This window comes from Arthrobacter sp. 10T413_2 (genome assembly GCF_056394205.1).
Window position 1 is genome coordinate 1 of sequence record NZ_JBFTHK010000118.1, and the last position, 12925, is coordinate 12925.

The window sequence follows — 12925 nt, forward strand, 5'->3', positions numbered from 1 at the left end:
CTCCAGTGAGCGACGTCGGTCCTCGTCCAGTCGGACCGGACTCGACGAGCTGAACGAACGATGAATTATTGTTCCGTAGCAGCGACGGCGGCGCGCCGCCTGATAGCACCTGATAGCATCAGCCCAAATGGGCATACCCGGCGCGGTAGATGGCGTCATTGAGGGTCGACGGTGACCAGGTCTTGGGCCGCGATCCGGGCATGTCTTGAGAGATTTGGGCGTCACCACTTCCTGGGAGGACCTCATGACCGACGACACCACGCCGCCCGCGGCACCTCGAATTGTGACCGCTGAGCATGCCCGGCTGGCTGAGGCCACGGGTGCGGCGGAGGATGCCCTGTTCGAGGCGAATCCCTGGTACGAGTGGGGGCCCTACCTGTCGGAGCGGGCCTGGGGCACGGTTCGGGAGGACTACAGCGACAGCGGTGACGCGTGGGATTATTTTCCGCATGATCATGCCCGGTCCCGTGCGTTCCGATGGAACGAGGACGGTATGGCAGGGCTGTCCGACATTCACCATGACCTGTGCTTGGGGTTGGCGCTGTGGAACGGGGCCGATCCTATCCTGAAGGAGCGGATGTTCGGGCTGACCGGTCCGCAAGGCAACCACGGGGAGGACGTCAAAGAATACTGGTGGTACCCGGACGCGTTGCCCAGCCATGCATGGCTGCGGTGGCGGTATCACTACCCCCAGGCAGCGTTTCCCTATCAGCAGCTGGTTGAGGAGAACGCCCGTCGTTCCCGGGACGAACCCGAGTTCGAGTTGCTGGATACCGGTGCCTTCGACGGGGGTCGGTACTGGTCCGTGGATGTCGCATACGCGAAGGCCTCACCGACCGAGGTACTTGCCCGCATCACCCTCGAAAACCATTCATCCGAGGAAGCTGCGATTTCGGTGTTGCCCACCATGTGGTTCCGCAACACGTGGCGGGTCTCGAGCGGCGAGGCGCCGTCGTTGTTCCTCGACGGGGACGGGGTCGCGGTCGAACACCCGCGACTGGCCGGCTACCGGCTCGACGCCGCTCCCACCAGGGAGGGCGTCCGGCCACAGGCGTTGTTCTGTGACAACGAGACGAACACGGCCCGCCTGTTCGGGTCGGCTCCGGTCACCGCCTATCCGAAGGACGGCATCAACGACCACGTGGTCTCCGGCGCAGACACCGTAAATCCGCAACATCGGGGCACCAAGGCATCCTGGTGGTATCAGGTGACCGTGCCGGGCGGCGGCCGGGTCGAGCTGCGGCTGCGGCTGCACCGGCCGTTCCCCGGCCAGGCCACACCCCCGGCCGGCTGGTCCGACTCGTACTTCGATGACGTCATGACAGCCCGGGAGCGGGACGCGGACGAGTTCTACACGGCGATCGCCCCCGCTGAGATCGGTGCCGAACCGATGCAGGTGATGCGCCAGTCCTGCGCAGGGCTGATCTGGAGCAAGCAAATGTACCCGTATCGGGTCAACCGGTGGTTGGATGGCGACCCCACCCAGCCGGCGCCGCCGGCCGGGCATCGTAACGGCCGGAACACGGGGTGGCGGCACCTGGACTCGTTCGACGTGCTTGCCATGCCCGACCCGTGGGAGTACCCGTGGTTCGCCGCCTGGGATCTGGCGTTTCACTCCATCACCTGGGCGCACCTGGATCCCGCGTTCGCCAAATACCAGCTGTTGGTGCTCCTTCGGGAGTGGTTCCAGCATCCGAACGGTGCGCTGCCCTCCTACGAGTGGAACTTCGACGATGTCAATCCCCCCGTCCATGCGCTGGCCGCCATCCGGGTGTTCGTCATCGACGGCGGCACCGACCTGCACTTCCTGAAACGGGTGTTCAACAAGCTGCTGCTGAATTTCACCTGGTGGCTCAACCGGCAGGACCCCGACGGCAACAACCTGTTCGGCGGCGGCTTTTTGGGTTTGGACAACATCAGCCCAATCGACCGATCCCACCTGCCCCCGGGCTTCAAGCTGGACCAGGCCGACGGCACCGCGTGGATGGCGTACTACTCCGTGGCCATGCTCACCCTGGCCACCAAACTCGCCGAATACGACGACGTCTATGAGGACATGGTGGTGAAATTCCTGGAACAGACCGTACTGATCATGGACGCGCTGGAGGATTCAGGCTGCTATAACACCGACGACGGCTTCTTCTATGACCGGCTCACCGACCCGTCCGGGAACAGCTTTCCGATTAGGGTGCAGACCCTCGTCGGGTTGATCCCGGCGCTTCCCGCGGTCGCGCTCCCCACCCAGGACACGGACCGGAACCGCCGGCTGCGGAAGCGGTTCGCCAGCCGGTTGGAACAGACCGAGCGGCACGAGATCCTCGATTGGCAGGTCCGTGGCTCCGGGGAGTCCCGGCGGACGCTGCTGTCGGTCCTCCCGATGGACAAGCTCGCCCGGCTATTCGGTACCTTGTTCGACGAGGAGGCATTCCTGTCTCCCCACGGCCTGCGATCGCTCTCCAAGCGCCACAACACGCCCTACACGGTTCCGGGACTGCCCACCGCTGCAATCCAGTACGAACCAGCCGAGTCGCGGACCGCCATGTACGGCGGCAATTCCAACTGGCGGGGACCTGTGTGGCTGCCCGTCAACTACCTCATCATCCGGGCCCTGCTGCAGTACGACCAGTTCTTCGGTCCCGAGTTCACCGTCGAATACCCCACCCGTTCCGGTCACCACCTGACCCTGCGGGAGATTGCCGGTGACCTCGCCGATCGCCTGGTGAGCATTTGGCTCCCCGGGCCTGACGGACGCAGACCGGTCTATGGTGGCGTGGACCTGTTGCAGAACGATCCCGCGTGGAAGGACAACCTGCTGTTCTACGAGTACTTCCACGGCGACAACGGGGCCGGACTCGGCGCCATGCACCAGACCGGGTGGTCCGCGCTGGTCGCGGACCTCCTTCTGGACCCGCCCCACCATAGCCACCGGCTGGTGTTCGGGGACACCCCGGGCCCCACCACCACGACAGGACCGCAGGAAACGGACCACGGAAACCATGTCCAACAAGATTGAGTGGCGGCTGTCCGTCTCAGGAGAATCACGATCGGCGAGGGAGCTGTGATGGACGGGATGCCAGCGCCGGAGCGGCCACCGGGCCTGACGCCACCGGTGGCCCACCCCTTTATCTACGAGATCAACACATGGGCATGGCTCGAATCACTCAGCGTGGAAGAAAACAAACCGATCGATCTTGGCTCCGTCCCGCCACGGCACTGGGACGAGATTGCCGGCATGGGCTTCGATTGGGTCTGGTTGATGGGAGTGTGGCGTCGCAGCCCCGCCGGAATCGCGATCGCACTGGCAAATCCAGCCCTGCGGTCCGATTTCCAGGCCGCTCTTCCCGATTGGCGTGCCGAGGACGTTGTCGGGTCGCCGTACTGCGTCAGGGACTATGTGGCCGATGACCGCCTGGGCGGCCCCGCCGGGCTTTCCGCCGCCCGGAAGGCCCTCGCCGTGCGAGGCCTCCGCTTGATTCTGGACTTCGTGCCCAACCATGTCGCCCCGGATCATCCGTGGACCACGGGAACACCCGAGCTCTTCGTACCGGGAACCGCGGCGGATCGGGACCGGGATCCAACGTCCTTCGTCGAGGTGGGCGGCCGGGTGCTCGCCAACGGACGGGACCCCTACTTCCCGGCGTGGCCGGACGTCGTCCAGCTCAATGCCTTCGACCCCGCCCTACGATCGGCGGCAGTGGAGACAGTCAGATCGATCGCCGATCAGTGCGACGGGGTGCGTTGCGACATGGCGATGCTGGTCATGAACGACGTTTTCGCCCGCACCTGGGGCGCCCGGGTCGGGCCCGCACCGAGCGCAGAATACTGGCCTACGGTGATCACCGCCGTCCGCGAATCCCACCCCGGTTTCGTGTTCCTCGCCGAAGCCTATTGGGATCTTGAGTGGTCCCTGATGCAGCAGGGCTTCGACTACTGCTACGACAAGCGCTTGTATGACCGCCTTCTCCGCGGCAGCGCCGAGGAGGTGCGGCTCCACCTGCTGGCGGAGCCAACGTATCAGAATGCCCTCGTCCGGTTCGTGGAGAATCACGACGAGCCACGGGCCGCGGCTGCGTTCGGCGGCGGCCGGACACAGGCGGCGGCGGTGGCGGCACTGACCCAGACCGGGGCACGGCTGATTCACCACGGCCAACTGTTGGGGCGGCGGGTACGCCTTCCGGTGTTCCTCGGTCGTTTCCCTGCCGAGCCGGCCGATGACGAGCTCGCGGCCTTCTACCGCCGGCTCCTGGCAGTTGTCGCCGACCCGACCTTTCGGGCCGGGCACTGGCAATTGTGTGAACGGGCGGGGTGGCCGGGCGACAACAGCTTCGAAAACCTCGTCGCCTGGAGCTGGGAAGGCGCCACCCGGTGGCTGATCGTCGTGAATCTGAGCGATGCGCCCTCAACAGGTCGCGTGAACGCGCCGTGGCCGGACCTGCGTGGACACCGGTGGCAGTTGACCGACCCGACCCGGGACATGCGGTTCGACCGCGCCGGCGACGATCTGGCCGACGGGCTGTTCGTCAGGCTGGACGCATGGCAATGGCATTTGCTCCGCCTCGACCCATCGCCGGAAAGCCCTGACCACGGCTGACGGCAAAGTCCGACACAACGGCGGCCCTAGAAGAAGTGCCGTTCGCTGGCCGCGTCAGGCGAGGGATGCACGACGGGAGCCTCGCCGAGTTCGAGCAGGATGTCGTTGATGCTCAGCTGGCCGTCCAGCTGGGGATCCAGCTGCACCGGGACGATCGCGTCCGGGACGGCGTCGGTACTCATGCCACGATCATAAGCGCGGACCGGCACGGGACCCGGGGGCCACGCCGTCCGGGCATTATGCGCCGTTATAGGCCTTTTTGCGCATGGCGAGGCTTTCCACGGCCGGACACGACGCCGGAGCGGCGAGGCTACGCTTGTAGGTATGCCTTCTCCAAGCCCGCAATCCCCCCGCCCGTCAGTCCACGATGCCACCAAACCCGGCCTCCGGCCCGGGCAGACGGCCGCCTTGGCCGCCTGCGCCGATGCCTTCCTGATTCTGCTCTTCGCGGCGATTGGCCGCGACGCGCACCAGCGGGGTGACATCATCACGGGCGTCTTTGCCACCGCGTGGCCGTTCCTGGCGGGCGCGGCACTTGCATGGCTCGTCCTCCGGCTGTGGCGCGACCCCCTGCGGCTGTGGCCGGCCGGCGTCGGCGTCTGGCTCGGAACCGTCGGCGTCGGGATGATCCTGCGCGCCGTCACCGGGCAGACGGTGGTGCTGCCGTTCATCATCGTGGCCCTGCTGAGCCTCGGGGTTTTCCTCCTGGGTTACCGCCTTGTGGCAGCCGGCGTGCGGCGGCTGCGTTCACGCCGCCGGCAGGCCTGATGCACTAGGCTTGCAGAAGATGGCAGGGCCCGCACACGGGCCGCCGACAGGCCCGCAAACGGCGCAACCGATCCGGAAAGGCTCACACGTGGTCACCGCATTCGTCCTGATCAAGACAGACGCTTCACGCATCCCGGAGACCGCTGAGGAAATCTCCGCCATCACGGGCATCAGCGAGGTCTATTCGGTGACCGGCGAATGGGACCTGATCGCCATTGCCCGGGTCGCCAAGCATGAAGACCTCGCCGAAGTCATTGCGGACAAACTCTCCAAGGTTCCGGGCGTGGTGCACACCACGACGCAGATCGCCTTCCGCGCTTACTCCCAGCACGACCTCGACGCGGCCTTCGCCCTCGGGTTCGAACAGTAGCCGGCACCAAGTAGCGCGAACGTCAGGGCGGGGCCGGCAGATTCTGCCGGCCCCGCCCCTTGTCCATAGGTCTGGCTAACGCCGCGGCACGCGCCGTCGGTCAGGGTTCAGCGGCCAGGGTTCAGCGGTCTGAGGTTCGGCGGTCCAGGCTCAGGCAGCCTGCGACAACGCGACCCACCGGTCCAACACCGCGGAGGCCGCCCCGGACTCAATGGATTCCTCGGCCCGCTTCAGCGCAGCCGCCATGCGCTCCGCGAGAGGACCGGCGGCGTCGAGGTCGAACGCCACGAGGCCGGCGGCGGCGTTGAGCAGCGCCGCGTCGCGGGCCGGCCCCGGCGCGCCGGCGAGGACAGCACGGACGACGGCGGCATTGGCCGCAGCGTCGCCGCCGCGCAGCTCCTCCAGCGTCGCCTGCCGGATGCCGAGCTCCCGCGGATCAAATGTCTCTTCCTTAACCTCGCCGTTGCGGATCTCCCACACCCGGGACGGGCCCGTGGTGGTCAGTTCATCCAGGCCGTCATTGCCGCGGAACACCAGGCCCCGGCTCCCCCGCTTGGCCAGCACGCCGGCCACGAGGGGGGCCATCCGCTCATTGGCGACCCCCACGGCCGAGGCCTGGACATGTGCCGGGTTGATCATCGGGCCCAGGAAGTTGAACGCGGTCGGGACGCCGAGTTCCCGGCGGGCGACGGCGGCATGCCGCATCGAGGGGTGGAACACCTGGGCGAAGCAAAAGGTGATCCCGGCTTCTTCGGCGTTGAGCGCCACGCGGGGAATCGGCAGATCCAGCCGGACGCCGAGCGCCTCCAGGACATCGGCGGATCCCGACGACGACGACGACGCCCGGTTGCCGTGTTTGACCACCTTCGCGCCGGCGCCGGCACAGATCAGCGCGGCCATCGTCGAGATGTTGACGGTGTTCTGCTGATCGCCGCCGGTGCCGACGATGTCCAGCTTCTCGCCGGCGATGTCAATGGGGTTGGCGTTGGCCACCATGGCTTCCACGAGGCCGGCAACTTCATCAACGGTCTCGCCTTTGGACCGCAGGGCCACCAGGAAACCGGCCACCTGGACCGGCGTGGCCTCGCCCGACATGATCGAGTTCATGGCCCACTCGGTGCTCCCGGCGGTAAGGTCAGCGCCGCCGATGAGTGCGTTGATGAGCCGCGGCCAGGTGTTGCCTGCCGCCTGTGCGGATGCCTGAGAAGTCACCTCCAGATGCTATCGAGGTCGGCCCCGCAAAGACCAATGTGAACCCCTCCGGGAACTTTTCCGCGCGAATTCGCGTCTTTGTAGAAAAAGTCCTCCGAAATGGCGGTTTGCGTTGGGCAGGACGGACTTTTATAGACATAATGTCTATGTGACATCTGCGACCCATGCCCCCAGTACCCCGGCGCACCCGACGCTGAACCGCCCGAACATGGTTTCTGTTGGAACCGTTGTGTGGCTGTCCAGTGAGTTGATGTTCTTCGCCGGTCTCTTCGCCATGTACTTCACACTCCGTTCGACCTCCGGACTGATGTGGGCTGAAGAGACAGCCAAGCTCAACTTCCCCTTTGCGCTCGTTAACACGATCGTCCTTGTGGCAAGTTCCTTTACTTGCCAGATGGGCGTCTTCGCTGCGGAGCGGCTCCAGCCGCGCCGGACCGGCGGAGTCTTTAGCTTCACCCGCTGGGGGATGAATGGATGGTTCATCCTCACGTTCCTCATGGGTGCCTTCTTCGTTGCCGGCCAGACGACCGAGTACTCCATGCTCGTTTCCGAGCACGTCTCGCTGTCCTCCAACGCCTACGGTTCCGCCTTCTATATAACGACGGGCTTCCACGGCCTGCACGTCATCGGCGGCCTGATTGCCTTCCTGCTCATCATGGGCCGCTCCTTCGCCGCGAAGAAGTTCGGCCACTTTGAAGCAACCTCGGCGATTGTCACCTCGTACTACTGGCACTTCGTGGACGTCGTCTGGATTGGCCTCTTCCTGGTCATCTACGTCCTCAAGTAGCCCTGACTTGACTCTTTTTCTACAAGAGGCAGAATTTCAAGAAGCGGCTCCAGGAGCCACCGCAGGATCGAATAAAGGAACCACCACGTGAAGGCACTCTCGCAGAAGCGACGTCACCCACTGGCAGCAATTGCCCTGCTGCTGATGGGCCTCTTGGTCACGGGTGGGCTGTACGCCGTTGCCACCACCGTCAACCAGGCCAAGGCCGACACCACCACCTACAGCGCAAGCGACGTAGAGGAAGGCGGCAAGCTCTTCGCCGCCAACTGCGCCACCTGCCACGGCATGGGTGCCAGCGGCTCTCAGTCCGGACCGTCGCTTGTAGGCGTCGGCGCCGCCGCTGTTGACTTCCAGGTCGGCACCGGCCGCATGCCCATGCAGATGAACGGCCCGCAGGCCCAGAAGAAGCCCAACCAGTTCAACGAGGAACAGACCAAGCAGCTCGCTGCTTACGTTGCCTCGCTCGGCCCCGGCCCGGCCATCCCCGAAGCGGGTGTGCTCGATGAGAAGGGCGACGCCGCCAAGGGTGGGGAACTCTTCCGCACCAACTGCGCCATGTGCCACAACGCCGCCGCTGCCGGCGGCGCCCTGACCCGGGGCAAGTTCGCCCCGGCGCTCTCGGGTGTCTCCGGACAGCACATCTACGAAGCCATGGTCACCGGCCCCCAGAACATGCCGGTATTCAATGACGCGAACATCTCCCCCGAGGGGAAGCGCGACATCATCACCTACCTGAAGCAGATTGAATCCAACGGCTCGCCCGGCGGCGCCGATCTTGGAGCTTTGGGGCCGGTTTCCGAAGGTCTCTTTGTCTGGATCGCCGGTTTGGGCGTCATCATCGCGTTCACGATCTGGCTCACATCCCGCACCTCCTAAGCGGACCTTGCACCTGTAAGAATTTTCTGCTGACCCGTCAGCAGTTTGAATTGAAACCTAACTCGGCATAGGCCGAGACGAGAGAAGGATGAGGCGAATTATGGGCAACCATAGTGACGGCAGTCCGAACCACTCGGGCACCGTAGCTACGGCTGGTCAGAATGAGGTGGAGAAGTTCCAGGATCCTGGAATTCCCCCGCACCGTTTGCGCCTGGCTGACACGGACCCGAGGGCCGCAAAGAAAGCAGAACGGCAGGTAGCCCTTCTGTTCGGCACCTCGGTCGTTGGCACCCTGATATTCCTGGTGTCGTACTTCGCGATCGATCTGGGGAACGATTCCTCGATCGCCACGATCCGACTCCAGAATGCCCTGCTGGGCATCGGCACCGCGTTCGCGATGCTGGGCATCGGCACCGGCATCGTCCACTGGGCCAAGGCCCTGATGCCGGACCACGAGGTCTCGGAAGAGCGCCACGCGATCCGCACCGAGGAAGACCGCCAGGCTGCCGTCCGCATTGTCGATGACATTGTCGAGGAAACCGGCATCAAGCGCCGGCCGCTGATCCGCAACACCCTGCTCGGCGCGGTCGCACTCGCGCCCCTGCCGGCATTGGCCATCTTCGGTGACCTCGGCCCCCGGCCGGACTTCGCGCTGGCGCACACGCTGTGGGCGCCGGCGCCGGACGGCAAGCTGAAACGCCTTGCCCGTGACCCCGATGGCACTCCCATCAAGGCCGCAGACGTCACCATCGGATCTGCTTTCCACGTCATCCCGGAAGGGCTGAACGAACTGAGTGAAGGCAAGCTGAACGAAAAGGCCAAGGCCGTCGTTCTGCTCATGCGCCTGGACCCGAACGAGCTCCACCCTTCCCCCGGCCGTGAAAACTGGGCCTACAACGGGATTGTGGCTTACTCCAAGATCTGCACCCACGTTGGTTGCCCTGTTGCCTTGTACGAGCAGCAGACCCACCACCTGCTGTGCCCGTGCCACCAGTCAACCTTCGACCTGACCCAACAGTGCAAGGTTATCTTCGGCCCGGCCAGCCGTCCTCTCCCCCAGCTGCCTATCGCAGTCGACGCCGAGGGCTACTTGGTCGCCACGAGCGACTTCCATGAACCCGTCGGACCGAGCTACTGGGAGCGTGAGCAGCATGTCCTCAACAACAACGCCTGATGCCCCTGTCTTCGTCGCCAAGACCACAGGCGGCCGCATCACCGACTTCGTCGACCAGCGTGTTGGCGGCTCCGGAATCCTCCGCGAATTCGGCCGGAAGGTCTTCCCTGACCACTGGTCATTCATGTTTGGCGAAGTGGCACTGTACTCCTTCGTCATCTTGCTCCTCTCGGGCACGTTCCTGACGTTCTTCTTCGATCCGTCCATGGCGGAGACGCACTACGCGGGCTCGTACACGCCGCTGAAGAACGTTGAAATGTCCGTGGCGTACAGCTCGTCCCTGAACATCTCCTTCGATGTCCGCGGCGGTCTGTTCATGCGCCAGGTACACCACTGGTCCGCACTGCTGTTCGTCGCCTCCGTGTCCGTGCACATGCTCCGCGTGTTCTTCACCGGCGCTTTCCGCAAGCCCCGCGAACTGAACTGGGTGGTGGGCGGCGTCCTGCTCATCCTGTCCATGGCTGCCGGCTTCACCGGCTACTCGCTCCCCGATGACCTGCTCTCCGGCAACGGCCTGCGCATCATCGACGGCGTCATCAAGTCCATCCCGGTCATCGGCACCTACACCTCGTTCTTCCTCTTCGGCGGCGAGTTCCCCGGCACCATGATCATCAGCCGCCTGTACATGCTGCACATCCTCCTGGTCCCCGCGCTCATCCTGCTGATGATCGTGATGCACCTCTTCATGGTGGTTGTGCACAAGCACACGCAGTACCCCGGCCCGGGCCGCAACGACGGCAACGTCGTCGGCTACCCCCTGGGTCCGGTTTACGCGGCGAAGGCCGGCGGCTTCTTCTTCATCGTGTTCGGTGTGGTCGCGATCATGGCGGCGTTCTTCACCATCAACCCGATCTGGAACTACGGCCCGTACGACCCCTCACCGGTGTCGGCAGGCACGCAGCCTGACTGGTACATCGGCTTCGTTGACGGCGCCCTGCGCCTGATGCCGGGCACGATCGGCGACTGGAAGGTCGAGCAGGTGTGGTTCGGCCACGTCTTCACCTTCAACGTCCTCCTGCCGGCGCTCGTCCCGGCCGGCATCCTGTTCACCGTGATGTTCACCTACCCGTGGATCGAACGCTGGATCACGAAGGACAACCGCGAGCACCACGTCCTGGACCGTCCCCGCAACGCTCCCACCCGTACGGCAATCGGCATGGCCGGCTTCGTCTGGTACTGCGTGATGTGGGCCGCCGCAGGCTCGGACCTCATCGCCACCCACTTCCACGTGGCCCTGAACGATGTGACCTACTGGCTGCGCGCCCTGTTCTTCATCGGCCCGGTGATCGCGTTCCTCGTGACGAAGCGCGTCGCCCTGGCGTTGCAGCGCAAGGACCGTGAGATTGCCCTGCACGGCCGTGAAACCGGACGCATCGTGCGCCTGCCGCACGGTGAGTTCATCGAGGTTCACGCCCCGCTGGACGAGTACAAGCGCTACAAGCTGGTCGGCTTCGAGTCACCGGCCCCGCTGCCTGCGGTGCCGAACGAACACGGCGTCGTCGACCGCAAGGAAAACCGCCGCGCCAAGCTCTCCCGCTGGTTCTTCGAGGACCGGGTTGCCCCGGTCACGCCGGCCGAGCTGGAAGCCGCACACGGCCACCACGGCAGCCACGAGGCCGTCGAGGCAGCAGCTTCACAGAAGACGCTGAGCCACTAGGCAGCACCAAGCAGCACTAACAGAAAGGCCCGGTCCCCCTTGGGACCGGGCCTTTCTGCATCTGGCTGGCTGCTGCGGCTACGGGCGGTAGCCCGAGGCGTAGTTGCGGGTGGGCCGGACGCCGGGGCGCTGCAGGGGCACCCAGAGCTTGTACCGGTCGGCCCGGTAGTAGGACACGGAATAGTCCACCATCGCGCGGGCCACAAACGCATGCCGCTGGATCTTCAGCAGCGGCGTGCCGACCTCCACGTTCAGGAGCCTGGCCGTCGACGGCGACGCGGCCGTCGCCTCGATCATGTCCTCTCCCCATTCCATGACCAGCCCGTAGCGTTCGCTCAGCACGTTGTAGAGGGACGTGGGCGGTGCCTCGTCCAGCAGCCCCGGGACCCGGTGGGCCGGGATGAAGTTCTCGTCCACGCTCATGGGCTCGTTGTCGGCCAGCAGCAGCCGCCGGAACCGGACCAGAGGCGTGCCCTCCTCTAGTTGCAGCTCGCGGGCCAGGAAGGCGCTGGCGCCGATCTGCTCGAAGCTCAGGACCTTGGCCGCCGGCACCATGCCGCGCCGCTGCATCTCCTCGCTGTACGAGGTCAGTTTGACCTGGAGGTCGAGTTTGGGTTTGCGCACGAACGTTCCCAGCCCCACGACGCGTTCAATCACTTCCTCACCCACGAGCGCATCGATAGCCTGGCGGACGGTCATCCGGGCGAGTCCGAACCGCTCGGCGAGGTCACGTTCAGACGGCAGCGCCGAACCCGGCGGGCAGGCCGCTGCGATGTGCGCACGAAGGATTTCACGGAGCTGGACGTAAATCGGGATGCCGCTCTGCCGATCAATGTCGCCAACCATCGCGGACGCGTTAGAAGACGCCATGATGCAGCCTCGCAGCGGGTCCCGGCGTGGGAAAAACAGTCATGTATCAAGGGTAAGCCCGCAGCCCGGCAGGTCTAGACCACCCGGCCGTCGCAGTTGGTCCCCGCCGCTCCCCCGCGACTACCCTTGAAGATACGGACCGGCACCGGGAAACGCGGGCCCGTCACTCCGGACTGGTTCCCCGTCCGGATGCGCGCGTCCGCCAGACCATCACGAGCAGAACCTGCACCAGCACAAGGGAGTCCCGTTGCCAGTTCTTAAGGCAATCGTCACGGCCGCCATCGGCCTCCACGCCCGTCCCGCGGCGGTATTTGTCCGCGCCGTGACCGCCACCGGGCTTCCGGTGACCATCAGCAAGGACGGCAGGCCGGGCGTGGATGCCCGCTCGCTGCTGGAGGTCATGACCGAGGACTTCGCGTGCGGCTGTGAAGTCGAGCTTGCCGTCGCGGCGGACGCCCTCCCGGATCGATTCACCCTCGCGGAGGCAGAGAACGCACTCGAGGAGCTCCGGATCGTCCTGGAATCGGCGGCCGCCGCCTGAATCCCCTGCGCGGCGTTCCCGGTTCGCGGTGCGGACTCGGACCATCCGCCCGCCTGCAGACCGCTCTCTGAACCCTGTC

At 65.4% G+C, this 12925-nt stretch carries 12 protein-coding genes; 9 read left to right on the forward strand and 3 right to left on the reverse strand.

The genetic code is table 11. The features are described 5' to 3' along the window. Window positions 1-244: 244 nt before the first annotated feature. Together AC1DBQ_RS16500 and AC1DBQ_RS16505 are read left to right on the forward strand one after the other, a co-directional pair. On the forward strand, window positions 245-3013 hold the full coding sequence (locus tag AC1DBQ_RS16500; RefSeq protein WP_476929538.1) for an MGH1-like glycoside hydrolase domain-containing protein: 2769 nt from the start codon (window positions 245-247) through the stop codon (window positions 3011-3013). A gap of 48 nt (window positions 3014-3061) precedes the next feature. Further along, window positions 3062-4591, forward strand: a complete 1530-nt coding sequence (locus tag AC1DBQ_RS16505) for a hypothetical protein (RefSeq protein WP_476929539.1) — start codon at window positions 3062-3064, stop codon at window positions 4589-4591. A 26-nt stretch (window positions 4592-4617) separates the two neighbouring features. On the opposite strand, the gene AC1DBQ_RS16510 is transcribed toward AC1DBQ_RS16505, so the two are convergent. After that, on the reverse strand, window positions 4618-4773 hold the full coding sequence (locus AC1DBQ_RS16510) for a hypothetical protein (RefSeq protein WP_161958273.1): 156 nt from the start codon (window positions 4771-4773) through the stop codon (window positions 4618-4620). A 142-nt stretch (window positions 4774-4915) separates the two neighbouring features. Here AC1DBQ_RS16510 and AC1DBQ_RS16515 point away from each other — a divergent pair, with 142 nt between their 5' ends. Further along, window positions 4916-5359 carry a DUF3054 domain-containing protein gene (locus AC1DBQ_RS16515; RefSeq protein WP_476929540.1) on the forward strand — a complete coding sequence of 148 codons (444 nt, stop codon included), beginning with the start codon at window positions 4916-4918 and terminating at the stop codon, window positions 5357-5359. 88 nt (window positions 5360-5447) lie between these two features. Further along, window positions 5448-5729: an Lrp/AsnC family transcriptional regulator gene (locus tag AC1DBQ_RS16520; RefSeq protein WP_091251634.1), complete on the forward strand. Its 282-nt coding sequence runs from the start codon at window positions 5448-5450 to the stop codon at window positions 5727-5729. A 150-nt stretch (window positions 5730-5879) separates the two neighbouring features. Here the strand turns inward: AC1DBQ_RS16520 and trpD are convergent, their stop codons facing one another. Beyond that, window positions 5880-6941: an anthranilate phosphoribosyltransferase gene (gene trpD, locus AC1DBQ_RS16525; RefSeq protein ID WP_476929541.1), complete on the reverse strand. Its 1062-nt coding sequence runs from the start codon at window positions 6939-6941 to the stop codon at window positions 5880-5882. A 112-nt stretch (window positions 6942-7053) separates the two neighbouring features. Between trpD and ctaE the strand changes: the two genes are divergently transcribed. From ctaE to qcrB, 4 genes are all read left to right on the forward strand, one after another. Next, window positions 7054-7728 (forward strand): aa3-type cytochrome oxidase subunit III, encoded by a 675-nt coding sequence (ctaE, locus tag AC1DBQ_RS16530; RefSeq protein ID WP_302846579.1) that lies wholly within the window; start codon window positions 7054-7056, stop codon window positions 7726-7728. An 87-nt stretch (window positions 7729-7815) separates the two neighbouring features. Continuing rightward, entirely contained in the window at window positions 7816-8604 is a 789-nt protein-coding gene (qcrC, locus tag AC1DBQ_RS16535) for a cytochrome bc1 complex diheme cytochrome c subunit (RefSeq protein WP_476929542.1), read from the forward strand. 100 nt (window positions 8605-8704) lie between these two features. Continuing rightward, entirely contained in the window at window positions 8705-9778 is a 1074-nt protein-coding gene (gene qcrA / locus AC1DBQ_RS16540; protein ID WP_091251641.1) for a cytochrome bc1 complex Rieske iron-sulfur subunit, read from the forward strand. After that, a complete protein-coding gene (gene qcrB, locus AC1DBQ_RS16545) occupies window positions 9756-11435 on the forward strand; it encodes a cytochrome bc1 complex cytochrome b subunit (RefSeq protein ID WP_476929543.1) in 1680 nt (559 codons plus the stop codon). The genes qcrA and qcrB overlap by 23 nt, the downstream gene beginning before the upstream one ends. Before the next feature lie 78 nt (window positions 11436-11513). Here the strand turns inward: qcrB and AC1DBQ_RS16550 are convergent, their stop codons facing one another. After that, on the reverse strand, window positions 11514-12305 hold the full coding sequence (locus AC1DBQ_RS16550) for a GntR family transcriptional regulator (protein ID WP_091251645.1): 792 nt from the start codon (window positions 12303-12305) through the stop codon (window positions 11514-11516). Window positions 12306-12552: 247 nt separating this feature from the next. Between AC1DBQ_RS16550 and AC1DBQ_RS16555 the strand changes: the two genes are divergently transcribed. Beyond that, the gene (locus AC1DBQ_RS16555) at window positions 12553-12846 is read left to right on the forward strand and encodes an HPr family phosphocarrier protein (protein ID WP_476929544.1); all 294 of its coding nucleotides are present in this window, start codon (window positions 12553-12555) and stop codon (window positions 12844-12846) included. The last annotated feature ends 79 nt before the right edge of the window (window positions 12847-12925 follow it).

Excerpts from the sequence above, each read along its gene's own strand:
- AC1DBQ_RS16500 (WP_476929538.1), top strand. The coding sequence starts at position 245 with ATGACCGACGACACCACGCCGCCCGCGGCACCTCGAATTGTGACCGCT.
- AC1DBQ_RS16505 (WP_476929539.1), top strand. The coding sequence starts at position 3,062 with ATGGACGGGATGCCAGCGCCGGAGCGGCCACCGGGCCTGACGCCACCG.
- AC1DBQ_RS16510 (WP_161958273.1), bottom strand. The coding sequence starts at position 4,773 with ATGAGTACCGACGCCGTCCCGGACGCGATCGTCCCGGTGCAGCTGGAT.
- AC1DBQ_RS16515 (WP_476929540.1), top strand. The coding sequence starts at position 4,916 with ATGCCTTCTCCAAGCCCGCAATCCCCCCGCCCGTCAGTCCACGATGCC.
- qcrA (WP_091251641.1), top strand. The coding sequence starts at position 8,705 with ATGGGCAACCATAGTGACGGCAGTCCGAACCACTCGGGCACCGTAGCT.
- qcrB (WP_476929543.1), top strand. The coding sequence starts at position 9,756 with ATGTCCTCAACAACAACGCCTGATGCCCCTGTCTTCGTCGCCAAGACC.
- AC1DBQ_RS16550 (WP_091251645.1), bottom strand. The coding sequence starts at position 12,305 with ATGGCGTCTTCTAACGCGTCCGCGATGGTTGGCGACATTGATCGGCAG.